Origin of the sequence: Paraburkholderia terricola, assembly GCF_003330825.1 — a bacterium.
GTDB classification, from domain to species: domain Bacteria; phylum Pseudomonadota; class Gammaproteobacteria; order Burkholderiales; family Burkholderiaceae; genus Paraburkholderia; species Paraburkholderia terricola.
In genome coordinates this window covers 1,633,985-1,657,948 of record NZ_CP024942.1, presented here as the reverse complement: position 1 = coordinate 1,657,948, position 23,964 = coordinate 1,633,985, and the positions used below count along the sequence as shown (strand labels likewise).

General features: G+C 63.3%; 25 protein-coding genes. 17 read left to right on the top strand and 8 right to left on the bottom strand.

The window, feature by feature from the left end; all coding sequences use genetic code 11:
- Positions 1–119: 119 nt before the first annotated feature.
- The 6 genes from CUJ90_RS26015 to CUJ90_RS25990 all read left to right on the top strand — a co-directional run bounded on the left by CUJ90_RS26015 (position 120) and on the right by CUJ90_RS25990 (position 5,267).
- Entirely contained in the window at positions 120–482 is a 363-nt protein-coding gene (locus CUJ90_RS26015; RefSeq protein ID WP_114164174.1) for an ArsR/SmtB family transcription factor, read from the top strand.
- Positions 469–1,554, top strand: coding sequence for an ACR3 family arsenite efflux transporter (gene arsB, locus CUJ90_RS26010; protein WP_114164173.1), 1,086 nt, complete (start codon positions 469–471; stop codon positions 1,552–1,554). Before CUJ90_RS26015 ends, arsB begins: the two co-directional genes overlap by 14 nt.
- Positions 1,551–1,976, top strand: a complete 426-nt coding sequence (gene arsC, locus CUJ90_RS26005) for an arsenate reductase (glutaredoxin) (RefSeq protein ID WP_073428893.1) — start codon at positions 1,551–1,553, stop codon at positions 1,974–1,976. Before arsB ends, arsC begins: the two co-directional genes overlap by 4 nt.
- Positions 1,973–2,737, top strand: a complete 765-nt coding sequence (gene arsH / locus CUJ90_RS26000) for an arsenical resistance protein ArsH (protein ID WP_073428894.1) — start codon at positions 1,973–1,975, stop codon at positions 2,735–2,737. Before arsC ends, arsH begins: the two co-directional genes overlap by 4 nt.
- A gap of 98 nt (positions 2,738–2,835) precedes the next feature.
- On the top strand, positions 2,836–4,599 hold the full coding sequence (locus CUJ90_RS25995; protein ID WP_114164172.1) for a SulP family inorganic anion transporter: 1,764 nt from the start codon (positions 2,836–2,838) through the stop codon (positions 4,597–4,599).
- Between the two features lie 110 nt (positions 4,600–4,709).
- On the top strand, positions 4,710–5,267 hold the full coding sequence (locus CUJ90_RS25990; protein ID WP_114164171.1) for a phosphoglycerate mutase family protein: 558 nt from the start codon (positions 4,710–4,712) through the stop codon (positions 5,265–5,267).
- Positions 5,268–5,327: 60 nt separating this feature from the next.
- On the opposite strand, the gene CUJ90_RS25985 is transcribed toward CUJ90_RS25990, so the two are convergent.
- Positions 5,328–5,864: a peroxiredoxin-like family protein gene (locus CUJ90_RS25985; RefSeq protein WP_114164170.1), complete on the bottom strand. Its 537-nt coding sequence runs from the start codon at positions 5,862–5,864 to the stop codon at positions 5,328–5,330.
- A 95-nt stretch (positions 5,865–5,959) separates the two neighbouring features.
- Between CUJ90_RS25985 and CUJ90_RS25980 the strand changes: the two genes are divergently transcribed.
- On the top strand, positions 5,960–6,727 hold the full coding sequence (locus CUJ90_RS25980) for an AraC family transcriptional regulator (RefSeq protein ID WP_073428898.1): 768 nt from the start codon (positions 5,960–5,962) through the stop codon (positions 6,725–6,727).
- A gap of 127 nt (positions 6,728–6,854) precedes the next feature.
- Here CUJ90_RS25980 and CUJ90_RS25975 read toward each other — a convergent pair whose 3' ends face one another.
- Positions 6,855–7,850 (bottom strand): Tim44 domain-containing protein, encoded by a 996-nt coding sequence (locus CUJ90_RS25975; RefSeq protein ID WP_114164169.1) that lies wholly within the window; start codon positions 7,848–7,850, stop codon positions 6,855–6,857.
- A 92-nt stretch (positions 7,851–7,942) separates the two neighbouring features.
- A complete protein-coding gene (locus CUJ90_RS25970; RefSeq protein ID WP_073428900.1) occupies positions 7,943–8,425 on the bottom strand; it encodes a CBS domain-containing protein in 483 nt (160 codons plus the stop codon).
- Positions 8,426–8,573: 148 nt separating this feature from the next.
- Between CUJ90_RS25970 and nhaR the strand changes: the two genes are divergently transcribed.
- Together nhaR and CUJ90_RS25960 are read left to right on the top strand one after the other, a co-directional pair.
- Positions 8,574–9,470: a transcriptional activator NhaR gene (gene nhaR / locus CUJ90_RS25965; RefSeq protein WP_073428901.1), complete on the top strand. Its 897-nt coding sequence runs from the start codon at positions 8,574–8,576 to the stop codon at positions 9,468–9,470.
- A 165-nt stretch (positions 9,471–9,635) separates the two neighbouring features.
- Positions 9,636–10,730 (top strand): AI-2E family transporter, encoded by a 1,095-nt coding sequence (locus CUJ90_RS25960; protein WP_114164168.1) that lies wholly within the window; start codon positions 9,636–9,638, stop codon positions 10,728–10,730.
- 16 nt (positions 10,731–10,746) lie between these two features.
- On the opposite strand, the gene CUJ90_RS32700 is transcribed toward CUJ90_RS25960, so the two are convergent.
- Entirely contained in the window at positions 10,747–10,911 is a 165-nt protein-coding gene (locus CUJ90_RS32700) for a hypothetical protein (protein ID WP_161553724.1), read from the bottom strand.
- Between the two features lie 108 nt (positions 10,912–11,019).
- Here CUJ90_RS32700 and CUJ90_RS25955 point away from each other — a divergent pair, with 108 nt between their 5' ends.
- Together CUJ90_RS25955 and CUJ90_RS25950 are read left to right on the top strand one after the other, a co-directional pair.
- The gene (locus CUJ90_RS25955; protein ID WP_114164696.1) at positions 11,020–12,246 is read left to right on the top strand and encodes a hypothetical protein; all 1,227 of its coding nucleotides are present in this window, start codon (positions 11,020–11,022) and stop codon (positions 12,244–12,246) included.
- Positions 12,247–12,263: 17 nt separating this feature from the next.
- Positions 12,264–14,816: an ATP-binding response regulator gene (locus CUJ90_RS25950; protein WP_114164167.1), complete on the top strand. Its 2,553-nt coding sequence runs from the start codon at positions 12,264–12,266 to the stop codon at positions 14,814–14,816.
- A 21-nt stretch (positions 14,817–14,837) separates the two neighbouring features.
- Here the strand turns inward: CUJ90_RS25950 and CUJ90_RS25945 are convergent, their stop codons facing one another.
- The 3 genes from CUJ90_RS25945 to nosP form a co-directional block, all read right to left on the bottom strand.
- The gene (locus CUJ90_RS25945) at positions 14,838–16,004 is read right to left on the bottom strand and encodes a hybrid sensor histidine kinase/response regulator (protein ID WP_073428904.1); all 1,167 of its coding nucleotides are present in this window, start codon (positions 16,002–16,004) and stop codon (positions 14,838–14,840) included.
- 119 nt (positions 16,005–16,123) lie between these two features.
- Positions 16,124–17,296: a histidine kinase gene (locus CUJ90_RS25940; protein WP_073428998.1), complete on the bottom strand. Its 1,173-nt coding sequence runs from the start codon at positions 17,294–17,296 to the stop codon at positions 16,124–16,126.
- Complete coding sequence (nosP, locus tag CUJ90_RS25935; RefSeq protein WP_114164166.1) at positions 17,289–18,449, bottom strand: nitric oxide-sensing protein NosP; 1,161 nt, start codon at positions 18,447–18,449, stop codon at positions 17,289–17,291. Before nosP ends, CUJ90_RS25940 begins: the two co-directional genes overlap by 8 nt.
- A gap of 248 nt (positions 18,450–18,697) precedes the next feature.
- Between nosP and CUJ90_RS25930 the strand changes: the two genes are divergently transcribed.
- The 4 genes from CUJ90_RS25930 to CUJ90_RS25915 all read left to right on the top strand — a co-directional run bounded on the left by CUJ90_RS25930 (position 18,698) and on the right by CUJ90_RS25915 (position 20,572).
- Entirely contained in the window at positions 18,698–19,153 is a 456-nt protein-coding gene (locus CUJ90_RS25930; RefSeq protein WP_114164695.1) for an MEKHLA domain-containing protein, read from the top strand.
- A gap of 262 nt (positions 19,154–19,415) precedes the next feature.
- Positions 19,416–19,709: a GYD domain-containing protein gene (locus CUJ90_RS25925; RefSeq protein WP_073428906.1), complete on the top strand. Its 294-nt coding sequence runs from the start codon at positions 19,416–19,418 to the stop codon at positions 19,707–19,709.
- Positions 19,710–19,777: 68 nt separating this feature from the next.
- The gene (locus CUJ90_RS25920; RefSeq protein ID WP_114164694.1) at positions 19,778–19,981 is read left to right on the top strand and encodes a hypothetical protein; all 204 of its coding nucleotides are present in this window, start codon (positions 19,778–19,780) and stop codon (positions 19,979–19,981) included.
- Positions 19,982–20,092: 111 nt separating this feature from the next.
- Positions 20,093–20,572, top strand: coding sequence for a universal stress protein (locus CUJ90_RS25915; RefSeq protein ID WP_073428907.1), 480 nt, complete (start codon positions 20,093–20,095; stop codon positions 20,570–20,572).
- 174 nt (positions 20,573–20,746) lie between these two features.
- On the opposite strand, the gene CUJ90_RS25910 is transcribed toward CUJ90_RS25915, so the two are convergent.
- The gene (locus CUJ90_RS25910; RefSeq protein ID WP_073428908.1) at positions 20,747–21,055 is read right to left on the bottom strand and encodes a hypothetical protein; all 309 of its coding nucleotides are present in this window, start codon (positions 21,053–21,055) and stop codon (positions 20,747–20,749) included.
- 223 nt (positions 21,056–21,278) lie between these two features.
- Here CUJ90_RS25910 and CUJ90_RS25905 point away from each other — a divergent pair, with 223 nt between their 5' ends.
- Entirely contained in the window at positions 21,279–21,674 is a 396-nt protein-coding gene (locus CUJ90_RS25905; protein WP_114164165.1) for a response regulator, read from the top strand.
- A gap of 289 nt (positions 21,675–21,963) precedes the next feature.
- Positions 21,964–23,826: a dihydroxy-acid dehydratase gene (ilvD, locus tag CUJ90_RS25900; protein ID WP_073428910.1), complete on the top strand. Its 1,863-nt coding sequence runs from the start codon at positions 21,964–21,966 to the stop codon at positions 23,824–23,826.
- Positions 23,827–23,964: the final 138 nt, after the last annotated feature.

Sequence of the window (23,964 nt, the reverse complement as noted above, 5' to 3'; positions counted from 1 at the left end):
GACGTGAACGATGTCCGCTTAACGGCGCCGCGGCGGTCGTCAATGGCCTGCATCGCCTCTTCGATTCGTCAATTCAAGAACTCTTGAAATGACGAAACAAATGGCTTATCGTGGCGGGCATGGACTCGACCCTCGTTGTACGCGCCCTCGGCGCCCTCGCCCATGACTCGCGCCTCGCGATCTTTCGCCTGCTGGTGGTCGCCGGCCCGGGCGGCATGGCCGCCGGCGAGATTGCGCAGCAAGTCGGCCTTTCTCCATCGAGCCTGTCGTTTCACCTGAAAGATCTGTCTCACGCAGACCTGGTGAAGCCGCGGCAAGAGGGGCGGTTCGTTATTTATACGGCGAACTTCGACGCGATGACGGGGCTGATCGGCTTTCTCACCGACAACTGCTGCGCCGGCGCGACCTGTGCCGCGAGCGATTTGTCCGATTGCTGCGCCATCGGCGAAAAACCCGCAAAGGAATCCAATGAGCAGCACTGAAACGGCGAGCGCCAGCGCTCGGCCGGCGATCGGTTTTTTCGAGCGCTATCTGACGGTGTGGGTGGCGCTGTGCATCGTCGGCGGCATCGCGCTCGGGCAAATGCTCCCGCAACTCTTTCAGGCGCTCGGCCGCATGGAAGTGGCGCAGGTCAATCTGCCGGTCGGCGTGCTGATCTGGGTGATGATCATTCCGATGCTCGTCAAGATCGACTTTGCCGCGATGACGCAGGTGAGAAGCCAGTGGCGCGGCATCGGCGTCACGCTGTTCGTGAACTGGTTGGTCAAGCCGTTCTCGATGGCGCTGCTCGGCTGGATCTTCATCCGCCATGTGTTCGCGCCGTGGCTCCCCGCCGATCAGCTCGACAGCTACATCGCCGGCCTGATCCTGCTGGCGGCCGCGCCCTGCACGGCGATGGTGTTCGTCTGGTCGCAACTCTGCAAGGGCGATCCGTATTTCACGCTTTCGCAAGTGGCGTTGAACGACTCCATCATGATCGTGGCCTTCGCGCCGCTTGTCGCGCTGCTGCTCGGGCTGTCCGCCATTACGGTGCCGTGGGACACGCTGATCATTTCGGTGGCGCTGTACATCATCATTCCGGTCGTGCTCGCGCAATGGCTGCGCCGGCATCTGCTCGCGAAAGGCGAGGCGCATTTCCGGCAGACCGTCGCGCGCCTCGGCCCGTATTCGATCAGCGCGCTGCTCGCGACGCTCGTGCTGCTGTTCGCTTTTCAAGGACAGGCGATCGTCGATGAGCCGCTCGTCATCGCCATGCTCGCGGTGCCGATCCTGATCCAGGTGTTCTTCAATTCAGGCCTCGCCTATCTGCTCAATCGCCGGCTCGGCGTCGCGCATTGCGTCGCGGGTCCATCCAGTTTGATCGGCGCGAGCAATTTCTTCGAGCTTGCGGTGGCCACGGCCATCAGCCTGTTCGGCTTTCATTCGGGCGCGGCGCTGGCGACGGTGGTCGGCGTGCTGATCGAGGTGCCGGTCATGCTGCTGGTGGTCGGCGTCGTCAATCGTTCGCAGCACTGGTACGAAGCTAAACTCGGCAACAAGGGACAACCGCTATGAGCGTCACGATTTATCACAACCCGAATTGCGGCACGTCGCGCAATACGCTGGCCATGATCCGCAACGCCGGCATCGAGCCGGAAATCATCGAGTACCTGAAAACGCCGCCGAATCGCGAGACGCTGAAGGATCTGATCGCCCGCGCCGGCCTCACGGTACGCGCCGCGCTGCGTGAAAAGGGCACGCCCTACGCGGAACTGGGACTCGACGACGCGTCGTTGACCGACGAGCAACTACTCGACGCGATGCTGGCGCATCCGATCCTGATCAATCGCCCGTTCGTCGCGACGCCGCTCGGCGCGCGTCTGTGCCGGCCGTCCGAAATCGTGCTCGACATTTTGCCCGCCGCGCAAAAGGGTTCTTTCACGAAGGAAGACGGCGAACAGGTCATCGATAGCGAAGGACGGAGAACCCGCTCATGACGCAGGATCTTCCCAACGTCAGCGCCCCGCACCTCGACACGCCGGACTTGCAAAAGCTCGAAGCGCCCGTGGTTTCGCGACACGCGCCGCGGATTCTGCTGCTCTACGGCTCGCTGCGCCCCACGTCATACAGCCGGCTGCTCACGCTCGAAGCCGAACGCATTCTGCGTCATTTCGGCGCCGACACGCGCGTGTTCGATCCGCACGATCTGCCGATCGTGGACAGCGTGACAGCCGATCATCCGAAGGTGGCGGCGTTGCGCAAGCTCTCCGAGTGGTCGGAAGGACAGGTGTGGTGCAGCCCCGAGCGTCACGGCACGCTAACGGCCGTCTTCAAGAACCAGATCGACTGGCTGCCGCTCGAAAGCGGCGGCGTGCGTCCCACGCAAGGCCGCACGCTCGCGGTGATGCAGGTGTGCGGCGGCTCGCAATCGTTCAACGCGGTCAATGCGCTGCGGGTTCTGGGCCGCTGGATGCGCATGGTGACGATCCCCAATCAGTCGTCGGTGGCGAAGGCGTGGCAGGAGTTCGACGCCAGCGGCCGAATGAAACCCTCGGCTTACTACGATCGCGTGGTCGACGTGATGGAAGAGCTGTACAAGTTCACGCTGCTGGTGCGCGACCGTTCCGACTACCTGACCGATCGCTACAGCGAGCGGAAAGAGGCGCATCCCGAGCTTGCAACGACACTCGCGGCCGCGGCAATGAACCAGGAGTCGGTCAGCGCCAATGCGGACACCGACGACAGCGAAACGGAATAACAGCGCTCGCTGCGGTGCAACCAGTCCGCTAGCGATACGTCTCGCCTCACGCAAGAAATTGAGCGACCATCGAATCAATTTCGAGTGAGAGGGTTTTCATGAAACCTGACACCGGCGAGTCCGAGCGGCCGTCGAGCCGTACCGGGCGTATCGTCTCGCGCTGGGTCAACGGGCTGGCGGTGGCGCGCGGCTACCGGCTTGCATGGCTGCCGCACGACGCGATCGCGGGCCTCAGTCTCAGCGCCGTGCTGGTGCCCGCCGGCATGGCTTACGCGGAAGCCGCCGGTTTGCCCGTCGTCTCGGGACTCTACGCGTCGCTCGCGGCGCTGCTCGCCTACGCGCTGTTCGGCCCGAGCCGGATTCTCGTGCTCGGTCCCGACTCGGCGCTGGTCGCGTTGATCGCGGCAAGCATCGCGCCCTTGGCGCACGGCAACACGGAACACGCGATCGCGCTCGCCGGCGGCCTCGCGCTACTCTCCGGCGCGATCTGCCTGGCGGTCGGCATGCTGAAGCTGGGCTTTGTCACCGAACTGCTGTCGCTGCCGATTCGCTACGGCTACCTCAACGGCATCATGCTGACCATCGTCGTCGGACAAATACCCAAGCTGCTGGGCTTCCAGGTGCAGGGAGCGTCGTTCCTCGCGCAAGTGCGCGAGCTGGCGAGCGGCGTGGCCGCGGGCAAGATCAACGGCATGGCGCTGACGATCGGCGTTGCGGCGCTGGCCGTGATCCTCGGCTGCAAGCGCTACTGGCCGAAGATGCCCGGCGTGCTCGTCGCGGTCGCGGGCGCGACGCTTGCGGTCGCCGCGCTGAATCTCGCGCCGCGCTTCGGGCTGGCGGTGATCGGCAACATGCCGCAAGGACTGCCGGCGCTGCACATTCCCGCGCTCGCGCTCGACGAATGGACGACGCTCGCCGGCGGCGCGGCCGCCATCGCGTTCGTCTCGTTCACCGACATCAGCATCCTGTCGCGGACCTACGAGGCGCGCAGCGGCGAAGCCGTCGACCGCAATCAGGAGTTCGTCGCGCTCGGGCTCGCCAACATCGCGGCGGGCGTCGCGCATGGCTTCGCCGTGAGCGCGAGCGGCTCGCGCACGCCGGTCGCGGAAGCGGCCGGCGCGAAAACCCAGGCGACCGGCGTGGTCGCCGCGCTGGTCGTTGCGGGACTGCTGCTGTTCGCGCCGCGGGCGCTGCGCGACACACCGCAGGCGGCGCTTGCCGCGGTCGTGATCGCCGCGTGCCTCGGGCTGCTGGAAGTGCGCGGCGTGTGGCGGCTTTACCGGCTCAGACCGAGCGAGTTCGTGCAATCCATCGCGTGCCTCGCCGGCGTCGCGCTGATCGGCGTCGTGAACGGCATCGGCATTGCGCTGGCGCTCGCGATTCTCGGGTTCCTGTGGCGCGGCTGGCGTCCGTATTCCGCCGTGCTCGGCCGCGTCGACCGGATCAAGGGCTATCACGACCTCGCCCGGCATCCGGAGGCCCGCCGCATTCCGGGGCTCGTGCTGTTGCGATGGGACGCGCCGCTTTTCTTCGCCAACGCGGAGATCTTTCGCGAGCGCATGCTACAGGCGGTCCGCGAGGCGCCGACCCAGACCGCGTGGATCGTGATCGCCGCCGAACCGGTGACGGACGTCGACCTCACCGCCGCCGACACGCTCGCGCGGCTTCGCGACGAACTGCTCGCGTTGAACGTGACGCTCTGCTTCGCGGAGATGAAGGGGCCCGTGAAGGACAGCCTGAAACACTATGGCCTGTTCGACGCAATCGGCGAGCAGCACTTTTTCCCCACCGTCGGACAAGCCGTGAACGGCTACCTCGAGACGCACGACGTCGAATGGCGCGATTGGGAAGATGAAGCGTAGACGCTGTCGCGCCGCCGAGCTTACGTGGCACGCGGCTTGCGCTTCGTGCTTCAAATGCGGCGGCGGCGTTCGCAACTCATGCGCCCAGCCAGTCATATCGCGGAGGCAACATGGCACCTGAGCGGATCATCTTCATTCGGCACGCGGAAAAGCCGGGGGCCGACGAAGGCATCGGCGTCGAAGCGGACGGCACGTCGGACGAGGAGAGCCTCGCGGTTCGCGGCTGGCAGCGTGCCGGCGCCTTGGCGCGCTTCTTCTGTCCAATCGACGAGGCGCGTGCGGCGCGACTGACGCCGTCCGCCGTGTTTGCTCCGGGAACCGGCCCGGCGAGCAGGAGCAAGCGCGCGATGCAGACCGTCGCGCCGCTGGTTGCGCTGCTGCGGGCAACCTCGCGCGTGAAGTACGTCACGGCGCATCAGAAGGACGACGGGCCGGCGCTCATGCGGGACGCGCTGGCTCAACCGGGTATCGTGCTGATCGCGTGGGAGCATAAAGTCCTGCCGTCGCTGATCGAACACCTGCCCCGAGCGCCCGCGGTTCCCGCCATCTGGCCCAGCGACCGGTTCGACATGATCTGGATACTCGATCGCCTGCCGGACGGATGGTCGTTCTCGCAAGTCCCGCAATTGCTGCTCCCCGGCGATAGCGCGGAGCCGATCGCCGGATGACTGCGGCGCGGCGCGTGCGCCGTCGATCAGCAACACGGAACGCGGGCCTGGCTCATGCCCTCACACCTCGCCCACGTACTCACCCCGAGCCGGGTAGTCGTTCTTGATGACGAAATCGAGCGCCTGCAATAGCTCGCTGAAATTGGGCCGCACGAACGGCATCGACTGGATCGAGAGGTAATAGACCGTCTGATCCGGCTTCAACAGAAACACGCCGGGCTCCGAGAACAGCGCGGGCTCCTCGATGCCGATCGAGGTTTTGCCTCGCGACGTCGATATATACAAGCCCCATTGGCGGGCGTCGGCGAGCGGCAGTCCAAAGCCGATACGCAAATTGCCTGCGCCAATTTTTTCGGCCATCGCCGTCGCGCGGTCTCTGTCGTCCGAACTGATCGCAATCGTTGTGACGCCCCGTTCGGCGAAGCTGGGCGTCAGACGCTCCAGTTCTTTCAGATAGGTCGCACAGATGGGGCAATGCAGGCCCCGATAGAAACAGATCAGCGTCATGCGTTCCGGCTTCTCGGCGGCGAGACGGAACTGACCGTGGGCCAGCGTCTCGACAGTCAGTTCGGGGGCTTTCTGACGGGGAACCAGCATGGAGAATCTCCTTCGACAGTGGGTGGCGGGCGCGCGCCGGATCGGCGCCTGAGTTAGACTTTCTCACACTCAAACGCATGAAAAATCCACATTACATGATCGAACGTCCCAGCCCGACACCCAAAGTCGATCGTCTGTCGGCTTTCTTCCGCGCTTTCGATCTCTCCGTTCAGCTATCGGAATCGCGCGAGCCGGATGCCGATGCCCTGCTGCTCGTTCTCGGCAACTCGCATCGGCAAGCCGAACAGGTCGCGCTTCTTACCGGTGAACGGGCGGTCAAGGCGTCGCCATCCAACGTGCTCGTGGCCGCGTCCGTGTACTTCGGCGGCGCGGTCAATCCGATCGTTTCGGCAATGCCTGAAGACATTCAGGTAGGCCTGAGCGAAGCGCCAACGCTTCGGGCGATTACCGACGCTTTTGTGGAAGAGGCGCTGGACGCGCGCTGCGGACGAACGGCCGCCCTTGGCCGTCTATGCGAGGTGATCGTATTGATGATCCTCAGACGCGCGATCGACAATGGCGCGACGCAACCGGGACTCCTCGCGGGACTCTCGCATCCTGCGCTTCATCGGGCGCTGGTCGCCCTGCATGACGCGCCTGCGCGCATCTGGCGGATCGAGGAACTCGCGGAAATCGCGGGTATGTCCCGCAGCCGCTTCATGGTTTCGTTCCGTGAAACCGTGGGGACGACGCCCGCCGCTTATCTGAGCGCGTGGCGTTTGAAGCTCGCGCATCGGGCGCTCGCGGAAGGCGCCCGCGTCAAGTCGGTGGCTCTGCGTGTGGGATTTGGCAGCGCGGCGGCGTTCTCGCGAGCGTATTCGCGCGAGTTCGGTTACCCACCGGCGGGAGCGCGTCACGAATGAGCGCGGTTCATCAGGAATGCGGCCATTTCGCTGGCCAGTCTTTTAGTTAAGCGGCGGGCGTCCATCCATTGATGCACGCCCGCCGCCGCGTTCGATCCGTCACCTGCTATCGAGCGCAATGCCGCCGTTAGCGATCCAACTGCTGGATGCCGGCCAGTCGCCACGCCTGGTCGCCATGCGTGCCGCGAACAATGTTCCAAACCTCCTGGAACGGCTCGGCGTTCTGAGCGCCGTCTTCGCGCATCTGGCCGTGAAAGCGCACGCTGACCAAAGTCTCATCCGCATTGTTCTCCACACCCAGCACTTCGGCGTCGAGTTGCGGCACCTCGGTACGGTTCGGCTGGCTACCGCGGCTTTCCAGATCCTGCTTGATTCGCGCGAACATCTCCGGCGTGGTCAGCTCGAACAGATCGCCCTGCTCGTTGCGGTCCCATGCGCTTTGCAGGCGCATGAACATGGTCTTTGCCGAAACCAGCAACTCGGCCTGATCCAACTGGAGCGAAGTCGCCGGCGCATTCACCGCCCCCGCCATTCCAATCGCTCCCGTCGAGGCGCGTTGCGAGCCGAAAAAGTTCGTGTCGGGCTGCGTCTCACCGGTTCGATTCAGAAACGGCGAGCCGTTGGTCTGCTGCCGGTTCGCGGCGCTTTGCCCTGCGCCATGTCCCGCGCCGTGCCCGTACGCCAGATCCGGACGACGCCGATTGGCGATGAAGCGGAATAGCATGACGCCGGCGAAAATCACCGCGCCGATCAGCAGCGCATTCGACAGCATTTGCGCGAGCCCCTCACCCAGGCCGAGCGACGACAGCAACGCGGCAATGCCCAAGCCGGCGGCGAGGCCGGCGAGCGGGCCCATCCAGCGATTACGCGCCGGCGCGGCGGCAGGCGCCTGCGCAGCGGACTGCTGCGCCGGTTGAGCCTGCTGGCTTCGTTGCCCTTGACCAGACGGCGACGCCATTTGCGACTGGCGCCCGATACTTTGGCTTCCGCCCACCCGCTTCGCTTCGGCGTCGTTCGACGCCACCGCGCCGAGTGCGAGCACGCCCGCGAGACCGAGCGCCGCGGTCCCGCGCGTCACCTTACTGGCAACTCGTCGCAGTTGATCGATGGTATGCGTGTACATATAAAACCTCTCTTGATGTGCCTGTGGGCTGCCCGCATTGCGCGTCATCCTTCCTCGCGACGACCTTACGGACAGTAATATTTTTTCGGTCGTTAAACTTGCAGCCGGTTGGCCTGCAATCCGCCATGCGCGGTCTGCAAACCATTGCCGTGGATGTAATGCTCCAGTTCCCGGATCGTGTGTTCCTGTTCCGACATCTGGTTCTTGATCAGGTCGCCGATCGACACCATGCCGATCACCTGCCCCGCCGCGATCACCGGCAAATAACGTATGCGGTGCGCCGTCATGAGCGCCATGCATTCCTCCGTTGTCTGCTCCGGGCTGACGTAGCGCACCGCCGTCGACATGATGTCGCGCACCGGCGTATTGCGCGATGAACGGTCCATCAGCACGATTTTTCGCGCGTAGTCCCGCTCCGTGACGATGCCGGCTATGCGCCCCTCGTGCGCCACGATGAGCGCGCCGACCTGGCGGTGAGCCATGATTGCTATCGCGTCGTACACCGACGCCGATGCCTGGGTCGACCACACGGTCTGGGAAGCCTTCGACCGCAGAAATTGTGCAACCGATGCCATATGTCACCTCTGTCATCTGTCATTAGCCGCCCGCTGACGCCTCGGGGCGAGGCTTGAATCTAACCGAATCCGAGACAACGGAAAATTCGTATTTTTGTTGCTGATGCTTCGAGAAAAACGTAACGTGGCGTGGTCAAGGGAGGCACGTGTGAACTTCAAGCATCTGTATTACTTCTGGGTCGCGGCGCATGCGGGCGGAATCGTCCGCGCCGGCGAGCAGTTGCACATCACGCCGCAGACGCTTAGCGGCCAGATCAAACTGCTCGAGGAAGCGCTGGATAAAAAGCTCTTCAAGAAGAGCGGCCGCTCGATCGAACTCACCGACGCGGGCCGGCTCGCGCTCGATTACGCCGATGAGATCTTCTCGCTGGGCTCGGAACTCGAAAGCGCGGTGCGGCGCGAAAAGGAGGTCGGCACGCAATCGCGGTTCCGCGTCGGCATCGCGGATTCGGTGCCGAAGGCGATCGCGTACCGGCTGCTGGAACCGGCGCTGAGCGCGCCCGCTTCGCTGCGTGTGATCTGTCATGAAGGCAAATTGCATGCGCTGCTCGCGCAACTGGCCGTGCACCGCCTCGACCTGATCATCGCGGACGCGCCCATTCCCGCCGACGTCAACATCAAGGCGTTCAATCACCGGCTCGGCCGTTCGACGCTTAGCTGCTTCGGCGCCAAGGCGCTGCTGCAAGGCGGCCGCAAACGCTTTCCGATGTCGCTCGGCCAGTTGCCGCTGCTGCTGCCCGGCACGGAATCGGCGGTGCGCCGCAAGCTGGATCACTGGCTGGCGTCGCGCGCGATTTCGCCGCGCATCGTCGGCGAATTCGACGACGGGGCAATGGCGATGGCGTTCGGCCGCGAGGGCCGCGGCCTGCTGTTCGCGCCAACCGTGCTGGAGAACCAGTTACAGGCGGAACATAAGCTGACGATGGTCGGGCAGATCAACACCATCGTCGAAGAATTCTTTGCGATCTCGATCGAGCGCCGCATCAGTCATCCGGCGGTCGCGATGATCATCGACGCGGCGCGCAGCGAATTGTTCAACGCTTGAATCGTCCCTGAGCGTCGCCCCTTCCCGGCCCACTGTCATTACGATAACCTTTCATCAACGACATCGAAGAAATGGGATGCCGCTCCATTTGCGGCTGCTCGTTGCCGGACACAGGTTCGCTCTCATCCGCACGTGATGAGAACGGACATACAGCAAAGGCGTTTCATGGACGAAAGTCATCCGATGCCGCTGGTCAAGCGCATCATCCTCGCGTTTCTTCTCGGCGGGCTCGTGGTGTTGAGCTACGTGGTGCTGCACCTGTTCCTCGTGCCCGCCGCATGGGCCACCATTCTGGCCTACGTGACCTGGCCCGCCTATCGCCGCTTGCGCTCGCTGATGCGTGGCAACGCCAACGCCAGCGCGCTGCTGATGACCGTCGTGCTCACGGCGGCGTGCGTCGTGCCGTTGATCTGGCTGATCGTGCTGTTGCGAGGCGAACTGGTCGCCGCCTATCAGGCCGTCGCGGTATTCCTCGCTCACGGTCCGCACCAACTGCCGGAACTGATTGCTCGCATTCCGTGGCTCGGGCAGTGGCTCCAGGAGCTACTGAACCAGGTATCGACCGATCCTGCGGCGTTTCGCGCACAAGTCGCGGAGTGGGCCGGGCAGTGGACCGGCGAGGCCGGCCAACTGGTCGGCGGCGTGGGCCGCAATGCGACCAAATTGGGCTTTGCGCTGTTGACGCTGTTTTTCATGTATCGGGACGGCGAAAGCGCATTGGACCAGGTGCGCCGCGTATTACGGCATTTTCTCGGCAACCGTCTCGACGCCTACCTCGCCTCCATCGGCGGCACGACCAAGGCGGTTGTCTACGGGCTCGTGCTGACGGCCTTGGCGCAGGGCGCGCTTGCCGGCCTCGGCTACTGGGTTGCCGGGATGGAGGCGCCGGTGTTGCTGGCCGCGTTTACCGTGCTGATCGCGTTGATACCGTTCGGCACGCCGTTCGTCTGGGGGGCGATCGGCGTATGGCTCCTCGTCACCGGAAAAACAATCGCCGGCGTGGGCCTTTTGCTGTGGGGCGCGCTGGTGGTGAGCTGGGTGGACAACCTGATCCGTCCGCTCGTAATCAGCAGCGCGACCCAGATCCCGTTTCTGCTGGTCGTGTTCGGCGTACTGGGCGGGCTTGCGGCCTTCGGCCTGGTCGGCCTGTTCATGGGGCCCGTCATCCTGGCGGTCCTGATGGCCGTGTGGCACGAGTGGCTGGAGGAGCAGGCAAGCGCGAATGCCGGACCGCGAGTCCAGTCGAACGGGAATCCATGAGCGTGCGGCCCTGCCGTCAATCGTCGCGGCGGGGAATGAAAACGGTGCGCCGCAGACTGTCGATATCTGTCCAATAAGCGCCCACGTCCGCGAGCGCGACGGCCTCTGTCGCGATCCGCAGGCCGGCGGGCACGGCGGTCGGCAGCGGGATATCGGCGCCGGCATGCTCGCGAACGAACAAACGGACACACAGTAGCGGATTTCTCTAAAGTTGAAGGAGCGCCGGTCCATCTTGACCGGCGCCGCTGCGCTGATTTTCCAGCGCGAGTTCAACCCACGGGAAAACCAAATGAGAACTTCTCTTTACAAAGAAGCGCCGACCGATTCCGCTCAACGGGCCGGCTCCGATCCGCACTCGAGTAGTGCACCGCTGGCGCTGAAACGCGTCATTCGCCCGGAAGAGATACGAGAGAATCTGCCGGCCGGACAAGGCGGCGTCGGGTTTCTATTTCACGCTACAGACTGGGATACGCTGTCGTTTTCATTTCACAACGTAAAACACCGAAACGCGTCGTTCGAAGAAGAGCTTTGGAGAACCGAGCCTTTTATTGCATCGCCCATCTATTCGGCATCGCAAGTCATAGGGGCGAATATTGCGTGTCCGGTTCCGCTCGAGTTGTGGCTTGGAAGCCCGCGCGGCATCAAGCGGTTTCGGGAGACGCAATTTTTTCCGGCTCTGGAACTGGCGAAGCAGGCGGGATTGAACATGGTGGCGATGGGCGCCTCCACGCCTTATGCCTGCAACTACGGCGCGCTTCCCCGCCATACCAAGCCGCCTCACATCACGACGGGCCATGCGGCCACCGCGGCGATGCTGAAAGACTGGGCGGTTCACTGCTGCAATGAACTCGACCTCGAATTCGGCAAAACGAAGCTCGCGCTATTCGGCGCGGCCGGGCGGCTCGGCACTACCGTGGCCAAATACATGCTTTACAAGGACGCGCCGAAAGAACTCGTTCTGATCGACTTGCCGGACAAGGCGAACCTGCTCGCGGAACAAGCCAGGGAGCTGCTGGCAGCGGATCTGCTCGGTAAAACCCGGGTTTCGGTGCACACCTTCAGTCCCGACACTCCATTGCCGCATTTCGACGGCGCGATCCTCGCCAGCAGTACCAGCGTGCCCTACCTCACCGCCGCCGATCTCAAGCGGGCGCAGTTCTGGATCGACGATTCGCATCCGCGGGCCGCGAGCGTCGAAGCGGAACTCGCGTCACGCGACCATACGCTATATATTGAGTGCTTCGCGCGTGGCCCCGCCGGACTCGACACCACGTTCCCGTTCAGACTGCCGACCACCCGCGATTGCTACACCTGTTTCGCCGAAGGCTACGCCGCCTGGCAGGAAGGCATCGCTTCCGATTTCATTATCGGCAGCCCTCCCGTGTGGTCGGTTTCCTATACGCACGGTCTTCTGAAGAAGTACGGGTTTTCGGTCGGGCCTTTTCACGGCAAAGACGGTTCGCCGATCGTCCTGGACGTCCAACATCGCGGCAAGCATGAACTGATGGGATCGTGAGTGTCATTGGAGGCCTGATGGTGATATCGCGCGAGAGCATGCGGGATGTGCTGGAACGAAGCCGGTTTGCAATTCGATGGGGCGGCGCACTGGGCCTCCTGTGCCATCCCATCTATTACCTCGTCTGGACCTATGTCCTGCCGCAGCCTTACGATAACCTCTTCCTTCGACTAAGCGCGGCGCTCATCTGCATTCCCCTGATTTTCCAGGCGCATTGGCCGAGGCGGTTCAACCACTACCTGCTGATCTATTGGCATTGCTGTCTGATCTACGTCCTGCCATTCGTTTGCACGTTCCTCGCGATCCGAAACTCATTCTCCACCATGTGGATGATGACCGAGGTCATGATGATCTTCATCATGGCGCTGTGCATCGATAGCCCATTTTTGCTGATGGCCTGCATCGGCATAGGCGTATTTGCCGGCTCGCTCGCCGCGGTGCTCACCTCTCCCGCGCCGATCGTTCTCACCGCGGCCAATCAGTCCGACCTCGCACTGCTGCCGGTCGTGGTCTTGTGCAGCATGGCCTTCAGTCATGCGATCAGCAAGGGACGCATCTTTGTCGAAAAGAACCGGGCATTGCAGACCCTCGCGGGCTCGATTGCCCATGAAATGCGCAATCCCCTCAGCCAGTTGAGGCACGTTCTGGATCGCGTGGAAGAGGCGCTGCCCGCGGCGACCGAGTCCAACCACTCGCCGGTGTCGTCGCAAGACAATGCGGCCGCGCTTTATCGTCATCTGGCCCACGGCCAATTGTCGATCGAGCGGGGCCTGCGCATTATCGCCATGACGCTGGACGAAGTCAGCGCAAAACCCATCCGCTCGGATCACCTCACCTATTTGAGCGCCGCGGCCACGACACGTAAAGCGCTGGACGAATATGGTTTCGGCGATGACAAGGAGCGCCGCAAGGTCAGGCTCGTGGTGCTGGAAGACTTCACCTTCAAGGTCGATGAAACCGTTTATCTGTTCACGCTGTTCAATCTGATCAAGAACGCCCTGCATCACATCGCCACGCATCCAACGGCCACGCTCACGCTCACGGTCGACAGGCAGACGGTCATGGTTCGCGACACGGGCCCCGGCATTTCGCCCGAGATCATGCCGCATCTTTTCGAGCCTTTCCGCACGGCGGGCAATTCCGCGGGGACGGGGTTGGGACTCGCCTATTGTCAGCGTGCGATGCGCGCTTTCGGCGGCTCGATCGGCTGCCGGTCCGAAGTCGGGGAATTCACCGAATTCACGCTGCGATTTCCCGTCGTCTCCGAAAGCGAAGTCGCGGACTACGAGCGCAAGATCTTTGAACGCGCCGAGCCGGTTTTTACCGGCAAGCGCATTCTGGTCGTGGACGACGACGCCGCCCAGCGGGCGAAAACCGCGCGCGCATTGTCGAAAGTGGGCGCCCACGTGAGCGAGGCCGAAAACGGTGAAGCGGCATTGACCACGCTTCGGCAGCCCTCGCACTACGACCTCGTGTTGATGGACATCAACATGCCGGTTCCGGATGGCTACACGACCACCGAGAAGATTCGCGCCGGGCATGCGTATCCGAACTGGAATGTGCTGATCGCCGCCTATACGGCCGAGCCCGGAAACGTGGCACGGGCCCTCGCCCGCCGAGCGGGCATGGACGAAGTCATCAGCAAATCCAGCAGCGTGCCCGAACTGATCACCTCCTTGCACACGCTGTTCGAAAACGGCAGTCGAAAGTACCCGTTGAGCCAGCGCTTCGACGGCTTCGCCGGCAAGTCGATCCTGGTGGCGGACGACGACACCTACAGCAGGCTCGTTGCCAAAGCGTATCTGGAGCGATGCGGCGCGACCGTCGTCGAAGCCGAACATGGACAGGCCGTGCTGGCTCGATTGCAGCAGCACAGCAGCATCGACGCCATCGTGATGGATATGAACATGCCGGGAATGGGCGGCGTGGAAACCACCGCGCTGATTCGCGTTCGCGCCGACTCGTATGCCGAGGTTCCCATCATCGCGTTGACCAGCCAATCGGATATCGAGGCCGTGCAGACATGCCTCGCCGCGGGCATGAACGAGGTCATGGTCAAGCCCGTGCAGGTCGGTTCCCTGTATGCCTCGCTTGCAAGGCAGTTTGCCCGGCAACGCGCATTGAAGGCGCCGACGCGGGCCGATCCTTCGCAACCGCCAATCATGCCGATCGGCAAGCGCGAGACAATCGCGGACAGCGCGCTGCTCGACGAGAAACATCTCGACGAACTGGTGGCGCTCGATTTGCTGGATCAAACCTTCGTCAACGGCATCGAACAGATTCGCCTGCTGGTGGCGCGGCTTGCCACGAGCGCCGCGGCCCACGATCTCAAATCGACACACGAAGCCTTGCATCTTCTTCTTGGCGTCAGCGGCAATATCGGCGCAAAGGCGCTGCACCAATTCGCGCGGCAGATTTATCCGAGGATGATTGAAGGCGAATGGCCCGTCGAGGCCGACTGGCTCGCGCGGATTTCGATGTTGGGCGAGCGCTCGGCCGACGCGCTGCATGCGTATTTCGTTTCGGCGAGAGCACGCGGCGGTCAGCGCGACGTGTTGAGCGACGGATAGCTGATGCCCGTCACTTCGATCTCATGGCGACGCAATCTCGCTGCCGGATGATTGCTTTTCGTCAGCGGCCCGCGCCCGGCTTTTCGAAGCGGGAAAAACCATCGTGACCGTGGTGCCCGCGCCCAAGGTGGATTCGATTCGCAGACTGCCGCCGAAGGATCGCATGATGCGGTTGCAAAAGATCATGCCCATGCCGTGCCCGCCGGCTCCTGCATACGTCGTGACGGGGTCCAGCAGAAGACGCGCCTTGATTTCCGGTGCGATTCCCGGCCCATTGTCGCGAATGCGGATCTCCGGTTCGGGGCTCGCCACGACTTCGAGGCGCAACGAAGCCGCGCTTGTTCCGTCGAGTGCGCGCAGCGCGTTGGACAACAACGAGGAGAGCACGAGCGCCACGCAGTTGGGCATCGCGTGCACGACGAAATCGCCTTGCACGTCGACCTGTACCCACTCCCGCTGCGACGCGACGAACGGATAGGTATCGAGCAAGGTGGCGATCAATCGCGTCGCTTTCACCTCGCGGACTCCACCGCCCGCCGAGGACTGCTGGCCGCCGCTTTTATGCACCGTCGCCCAGAAAGACGAGATCAGCGTGAGGCAGTACTGCGCGTTGCTGAGCATCGATCTCGCCGCGTGGGCGATTTCTTTTTGCCGTTCCGGGTCGTACTGCTCGGCAACATCGGCTTCGACGGCGCGCGCAAAAAGCGAGATCGTCGCCAACGGCGTATTCAGTTCGTGAGCGAGGAAGGCAAGCGTCTCGTCCATCGCCGATAGCCGCTGTTGACGCGTTTCGCGCTCGGTGTAGCGCGCCATTGCCAATTGCAGGACCTCGCACACGGTTTCCGTTCGCAGCGGCTTTTCGAGAATGCGGAATACATCGCCGCTGTTGACCGTCTGCAACAACATGTGCTTGTCGGCGTAGGCGGTCACGAGTATGCGCACGATTTGCGGATAGTCCTGCGCCACCTGCCGCAGCAGATCGTCGCCGTCGCGGCCCGGCATGCGGAAGTCGGTGACCAATACCGCAATCTCCGCCGCGTGCTCTTTCAGCACCGCCATCGCCTCGTCGGCGCCACGGGCGATATGCACGCGATAGTCTTCGCTCACCGCGCGGGTGAAGTGCTGGCGCGACATCTCATCGTCGTCCACGAAGAGAACGGCAAACGGCGCTTGCAGGGTGTCACTCATCGCATTCCTGGCGGGTCGCGGCAAGTCGAATGGGAAGAGAATTCCTCTCGCGAGTGATCGGCGGAGTGGGACATGATTCTACCATCCGGGTTTGGCTAGGGATCTTGCCAAACATCCCGCTAAAGGGGTCGAGGCTGCCCGGTGGTCTCGCGGTTCTGCGTGAGCGGAAGCCACACCGTGAAGCACGCTCCCTCCCCCGGCTTGCTTTCAACGGCGATCCTGCCGCCGTGCTTTTCCACGATGCCATACGAAACCGAGAGACCGAGCCCGGTGCCCTGTCCAACCGGTTTCGTGGTGTAGAACGGATCGAATATTTTGGCCTGCACTTCGGCGGACATGCCTATGCCGGTATCCGCGATGGCGATCGACACACCGTCCCCATCGCGACGCGTGCGGATCATGATGGTGCCGCGCTCGGAAATCGCCTGCGTCGCATTGACGAGCAGGTTCATCAGCACCTGGTTGATCTGCGAGGGCATGCATTCGATCGAAGGCAAGTCCCCGTAATCCTTGACGACCTCCGCCTTGTACTTCATCTCGTTGCGCACGACATTCAACGTTGCCTCCAGACCCGCATGCAAGTCGACGACGCACCAGTCCTCGCTGCCCGCCCTGGAAAAATCGCGCAGATCCTGCACGATCCGCCTCACGCGCGAGGTGCCCTCGATCGATTCATCGATCAACACGCTGATGTCCTCGATCAGGTACTCGAGATCGGCATCCTTGCGCGCTTTATCGAGGCGAGCCCGGCTCTCGGGATCGAGCCCGGTCAGCAGCGAATCTTGCAGCGCCATGACGTCGAGCAGACTGCGCACCCACTTCTTCAACGTTCCAAGATTCGAATCGACAAAGCCGATCGGATTGTTGATTTCATGCGCGACGCCGGCAGCGAGCTGTCCGATCGACGCAAGCTTCTCCGATTGCAGCAATTTGACATGCGCGTCGGCCAACTGGTCGATCAGGCGCCGTTGCGCCTCTTTTTCCCGCTCCAGTTCGACCTGGCCGCGCCGGCGTTCCTCGATTTCCTGCTTCATCAGAAGCTGGGTGCGTTCCAGCGCATGCGTGATCTTCTTGTTGTCGCGCAGGGCGTCCTCGAGTTCGCGGGTGCGATGCCGGACCTGGTCCTCGAGCGTGACGGCCATCTGGAACAGGCTGAAGTCCGACCCGCAAACAATCGTGCTGCGCTCCGCGCGGTCCATCAACGATCGGACCATCTTGTTCAAGCGCACGATTTCCGCTTGCAGGGCAACGCATTCATCCGATACGGCGGCGACAGCCGAGGCGTCAGGCACGTTCAACCTCCCCTCCGCCACCGAACGCGATGCCGGTCAAGGTCTGGTTGACGTGCACGCCGCCGTATTGCTCGCCATACGTGCTGAAGCCCACCGATCGATTGTCCTGGAACAAACGCCCGGCCACATCGCGCGTACCCTGTTGCACCATTTCCAGATGTCGCAGAATGCAGTCCCACGCGAGCACGAGTTGAGGCTCGCCGAGTTCGCTGCGAAGCCCCGAGAACATGGTGCGCAGATTTTCCGTGAGATCGAGCCCACGAGCGACGCGCAGGACGAGACCTTCTTCGATCGCGCAATAGAAAGTGAGGCTGCCGTCGGCGTTCAGTTTCTGGATCGAACGCACATAGTCGGTTCCGTCGATCAGCACGACAACGGGCGCCGCCGCGAAGTGGCCGGGGCAGAGATCCTCCACGCGTGCGCCGATCAGCCGCGCGTATTCCGCCGCGGCCGGCAGTCCGTTGATTTCGCTTACGGTGCGCAACTCCGCATTCGCGCCCGTCACGACGAGCCGTTCATCGCCGGAACGGAAATGCTGCGTCTTGAAGATCCTGAACGGCAGCGGCGTCGACCCGAGAACCAGCACCGCGCAGTCGCGATGGAACCGCCCGTCGTGGAATATGCGCGTTTGTTCGAACTTCAGATCGTCGCCCGCCGAGCCGCCGACCAGCGGAATATCACCCAACGCGCTTTGCAGCGTGCGCGTCACCGGTTCTTCGCGCACGGAAAGCCCATCGATCAGCAGTAGCGCGAACGTATTGGTGCTGTCGGCTTCGGGCGCCCGGCCTTCGAGGTCATGCAGCGCGTCGAGCGCGCAGGCCTGGCCGCGTGCGATCGTGAAGTCGCGCAGATTGTCCAGACGCCCGGTCACGGCGGTGAACGAGGCGCGCGGCAACACGGCCGCGACGAGACTGTGGTCGAGATAACCGGCCGGGCCGATTTCTCCGGCCGTCGTGCAACCGATGACCTCGGTGCCTTCGAAGCAATGGCCGATTTCATCCGCGAGCGATTCGAGGTCGAAATGACTCGAGCAGAAGAATAAAACCAATGCGCCCTCGCACGCATTGAGCGCGGCGTGCACTTCCCGAACGGCTTCACGCGCATTGGAATGGGTCGACTGAGCGACGGCGGCGGTACGAACGGGCAAGCTCATGACATCTCTCCTGTTGCTGCGCGCGGGCACATCCGATATCTGGCCGGCCCTACGCATACTTCGGTTAACGACGCGTTGGGCGGCTCACGCGATAAGCGGAAACCCCTAGTCGAAAGCGTGGGGTTCCATCCTCATGACCTATGCGAATCGGATGCCGCGCGAGCGCACGGGCACGCCGTTATACTGCCGTCGGCCTGGAGCGCCTCAAGGAGAAGATGCATATGACCGCCACGCAGCGAACGACGAACATGAACCTACAGACTGATCGCGAATTTTTTAACCTGCTTTCCCATAGCTACGCACGCCTCCTCGGCAAGCCGCTTGTTCCCGCGCAGGTGCCGATCGAAGACGCGGCACGATGGCTTTACGAAAGTGCGCCATTCGGCGTGCTCGCGCACAACACCGAAGCGGACCCGGTGTTCGTGTACGGCAACCTGACGGCTCAGAGACTGTTCGAATACGGCTGGGACGAATTGACGGCGCTGCCGTCGCGCTTATCGGCGGAAGCACCCGATCGCGACGAACGTCGAGCCTTTCTCGAACAGGTGCAACGCGATGGATTCGTCGCCGCCTATCGCGGCATGCGCGTGACCAGGTCGGGCAAGCGCTTCTGGATCGAAAACGCGGTGGTCTGGCAACTGCGCGATGAGACCGGCGCGCATCGCGGCCAGGCCGCCCTGATTCCGGCAACGTCGACCGTGTGAGTTCGCAGCGAGCTTACTTCGGCTTCGGCATCGCGCCATGAACCGATGCGAGGGCGCGGCGAACGTTCCCGCTGCGCCGGCAGCATCGCGCGGGCCCTGTGTCTGCGCTTCACGCCTTCCCCACTGCGAGGCAAGCCAAACCGCCGTGACACACGCTTCGATTGCCTAAAATCAGGTTACGCGCGGAACGCTTTCGAGTATGACGATCGGGCGTGCTTGCGCGTATGAATCCCGACTCGTACTAATCGTAAGGGGAATCGTCATGGCAACGTATGTGGTTCTTGCACAGTTCACCGATCAGGGTATCCGCACCATCAAGAACAGCCCGCAGCGCGCCGGCCAGGTGGCGGAGCTGGCCAAAAGCTTTGGCTGCGAAATGAAAGAGGTCTTCTGGACGCTGGGGCAATACGACATTGTCACCATCGTCGAGGCACAGGATGAGCAAAACTTCGCCGCGTTCGGCTTCGCGCTCGGCTCCGCGGGCAACGTCCGCACGCAAACGCTGCGTGCCTTCACGAAGAGCGAAATCGGCGCGGTTATCGGCAAACTCCCGTAAATCCAGCGGGCACACGTTGCGAGAGCCGCTTTCGTTGCGCGGTTCTTGCTCAGGAGCTCACCATGAAAATGAAGGCAAACGACAGCAAGCAGGTGCGTGCTTTCGTGCAAACGGCCGAGCAGTCCGGCGCCTATGTGTGGGTCATCACACTGGTCGACTTCGGCGCCGAACAGGTCAAGCGTTCGCTGGTGTCGAACGAGACCTACGCGATGCGCGCTGCTGCTCAGGACGCCGGCGACGCCTATCTGAAAGCGCTCGAGCACGACCGTTAGCGAGCGCGCGTGCCGCCTTGTTTTCGCGCGCGGACGAACTACAGTTGAAGCAGTAGCTAGGGCCGGAAACACGCTGTCAATGCGAAGGGTCCAGGCGCGGGGAGAAAACGTATGTTCAAGCATCTGCTGGTGCCGACCGACGGCTCGGCGCTCTCCGAGGCCGCCATTCGCATGGCGGTGTCGCTCGCCGTGGAAAATGGAGCCAAGCTCACGGGGCTTCATGTCATTCCTGAATTTCACGTCCTCGCCTACGGCACCGAAATGATCGCCGACAACGAGGAGCGCATCATTCAGATCGCCCGGCAGCAGGCGGACGGCTACCTCGCGGTCGTCGCGGAAGCGGCTGCGCATGCCGGCGTCGAGTGCGATACCGTGGCGATGAACCGCGCGCATCCCTACGAGGGAATCATCAGCGTTGCAGCGCGGCAAAACTGCGATCTCATCGTCATGGCGTCCCACGGTCGAAGCGGCATGCGCGCGTTCCTGCTCGGCAGCGAGACGCAGAAGGTCCTGACGCACAGTCAGATCCCGGTGCTCGTCGTCCGGCAGCCGGCGCAAACCGGCGTACCGCCAGCACGAAAACCCGCTTGAAATTCGAGGTTTGATCGCCCCGCCGGAACGGCATGCCGCGACGGATCGACACCGCCGGCGGAGCCGGCCGCGTCAATCGGCGGATCAAGGAAGCGGCCCGGCTTGAGCCGGCCTCCTCCTCAACCCGCGCTTGCGTGACTTCCCTACGGACCGGCTGCCGGTATCGGCGCCGCGTCAGACCTGCGGAAGATCGTCGATGGACTTTTCGATGCTCCCATCGGGGACCTCGGTGTCGATCCCGTCAGGGCCGTTGGTATGCGCGACGATCTTGATCTTGGGACCCAGAAATCTCGCGCCGCCAAGCGTGAAAAGGGACCAGCAAATGTTCCCCGCCTGAATCGCCCTGACCACCTCAGCCACCTCGACCACCGCGCTCGGAGATAGCGAGTCGTGCGTCTTCAGGTCGATGGGAGCCCAGCGCACGTGTGTGACACGGTCGGTTGCAGGGTTGATGCGCACGCCGTCGATAGCAAACGTAGCCATATGTGCCTCCACCTCTCCAAAGAAAGGAATCTCTGCATTATGCGCGCATCGTGGCGCGGTTCCGCGCCCCGTTCCGATTGTTCGAGCCGTCGTCGCGCGAAAAATTTCGCTTCAAAAACATGCTGGATTTATTAGTATGTACAAAGGTATCGCAGCCACGGATCGCAGCAGCCAGGAACCCTTCCTGACGTCCACGCGGATACCGCCCAGGACGGAGTGAAACATGACGACGGTGCTATTGGTCGACGACGAACCCGAGACGCTGGCAGCCTGGGAAATCTGCTGCGAGCATGACGGATTCGATGTGAAAGCCGCGCCGGATGGCAGGGCCGCGCTCGATATCCTGCGCTCGGCCAACGTCGATGTCGTCGTTGCCGACTGGCGCATGCCCGTGATGTCCGGCAGTGCGCTGTGCCAGCAAATCCGCAACACGCCCGGTCTCGCCGACACGGTGTTTATCCTGGTGTCGGCCGAGCCGAGCCCGCCCGCGTTCGTGCGGTACGACGGCTTTCTGCGCAAGCCCGTCGAGGTGCCGGAACTGCTGGCGACCATGCGCCGGCTGCTCGCGGAACATGCCGCCGACCATGCCGCCGCGCTGGGGCACATCTGGACGCATTGAGTCCGGCGCGCGACCTCGATCCGCGCTACACCGCCTTCACGCCGGCGCTCACATGAACGAGAGGTTTGCGCTCGCGCGGGTCGCAGCGGCCAATTAATACCTTTTTCGACCTAATCGCCCCCGAAAAAGATATTGGACGTCTTAACGGTACTCTCGCACTATTCGTACTTTCCCAACGCACGCCCCGCACGCCGTTCCGGGCCGCGAGCCCTCGGCAGCGCTCAAAACGGCGCGTTGGCTGAGTCGAGTGCGATACCCATTCCAATCACCCCAATACGCGAGAACCTGGATGCCTGATTACCGATCACGAACTTCGACGCACGGCCGCAACATGGCCGGCGCCCGCGCCTTGTGGCGCGCCACCGGCATGAAGGACGGCGATTTCGGCAAGCCCATCATCGCGGTGGTGAACTCGTTCACCCAGTTCGTGCCGGGCCATGTGCATCTGCGCGACCTGGGCGCGCTGGTGGCGAAGGAGATCGAAGCGGCCGGCGGCGTCGCCAAGGAATTCAACACCATCGCAGTGGACGACGGCATCGCCATGGGTCACGGCGGCATGCTGTATTCGCTGCCCTCGCGCGAGTTGATCGCCGACTCGGTCGAATACATGGTCAACGCGCACTGCGCCGACGCGATGGTCTGCATCTCCAACTGCGACAAGATCACGCCGGGCATGCTGATGGCAGCCATGCGCCTGAACATTCCCGTCGTGTTCGTTTCCGGCGGTCCGATGGAAGCGGGCAAGGTCAAATCGCCGACCGACGGCCAGGTGATCGCCAAGATCGACCTGATCGACGCGATGATCAAGGCGGCCGACCCCAGGATCAGCGACGCCGAAGTGGCCGAAGTCGAGCGCAGCGCGTGCCCCACCTGCGGCTCCTGCTCGGGCATGTTCACCGCAAACTCGATGAACTGCCTGACCGAAGCGATCGGCCTGGCGCTGCCCGGCAACGGCACGATCGTCGCCACGCATGCATGGCGCAAGGGCCTGTTCGAACAGGCCGGCCGCCTGGTGGTGGACCTGTGCCGCCGCTACTATCAGGAAGAGGACAGTTCGGTGCTGCCGCGCAGCATCGCCAGCAAGCAGGCCTTCGAGAACGCGATGGCGCTCGACGTGGCGATGGGCGGCTCGACCAATACCGTGCTGCATCTGCTGGCGGCGGCGCAGGAAGCCGGCGTGGATTTCACGATGTCCGACATCGACCGCATCTCGCGCAAAGTGCCGTGCTTGTGTAAAGCGGCGCCCGCCACCGACAAATACCATATCGAGGACGTGCATCGCGCCGGCGGCATTCTCGGCATTCTCGGCGAACTCGCACGCGCGGATCTGCTCGATCTGTCGTGCGGCAACGTGCATAGCGGCACGCTGGGCAACGCCATCGCCAAATGGGACGTCGCCGGCGACGCGAGCGACGAAGCGCGGACCTTTTTCCGCGCGGCGCCGGGCGGCATTCCGACCACGGTCGCGTTCAGCCAGGAAGCCACCTTCGCGTCGCTCGATACCGACCGCAAGAGCGGCTGCATCCGCAGCAAGCAGAACGCCTATTCGAAAGACGGCGGCCTCGCCGTGCTCTACGGCAACCTCGCGGAGAAGGGCTGCATCGTCAAGACCGCGGGTGTCGACGAATCGCAATGGATTTTCTCCGGACGCGCGCGCGTGTTCGAGAGCCAGGACGACGCCGTCGAAGCCATTCTCGGCGACAAGGTGGTGGCGGGCGACGTGGTCGTGATCCGTTACGAGGGCCCCAAGGGCGGCCCCGGCATGCAGGAGATGCTGTACCCCACGTCGTATCTGAAATCCAAGGGCTTGGGCAAGACCTGCGCGCTGTTTACCGACGGCCGTTTCTCGGGCGGGTCGTCGGGGCTCGTGATCGGGCATGCGTCGCCGGAAGCGGCCGAAGGCGGCACGATCGGTCTGGTGGAAGACGGCGATGTGATCGAGATCGACATTCCCAGCCGCAAGATGCACCTCGCGGTGCCGGACGAGGAATTGGCGCGCCGCCGGCAAGCCATGGAGGCACGCGGCGACCAGGCCTGGCTGCCGCTGAACCGTGAGCGCGTGGTGTCGCAGGCGTTGCAGGCCTACGCCGCGCTGGCGACTTCGGCCGACCGCGGCGCGGTGCGGGATCTCTCGCAGCTCAAGCGCAAGTAAGATCGCGCGCGGACAGCGGCGTCCTTGTTCGCTGTCCGCTCCGCGCGACCGGTATGCCATGTGCTGCATCGCAGCGCCGAGGTAGCGTGGCGGCGCCTGCGGGTTTCTCCCGATCTCGATCCATGTCGATATCGGTGT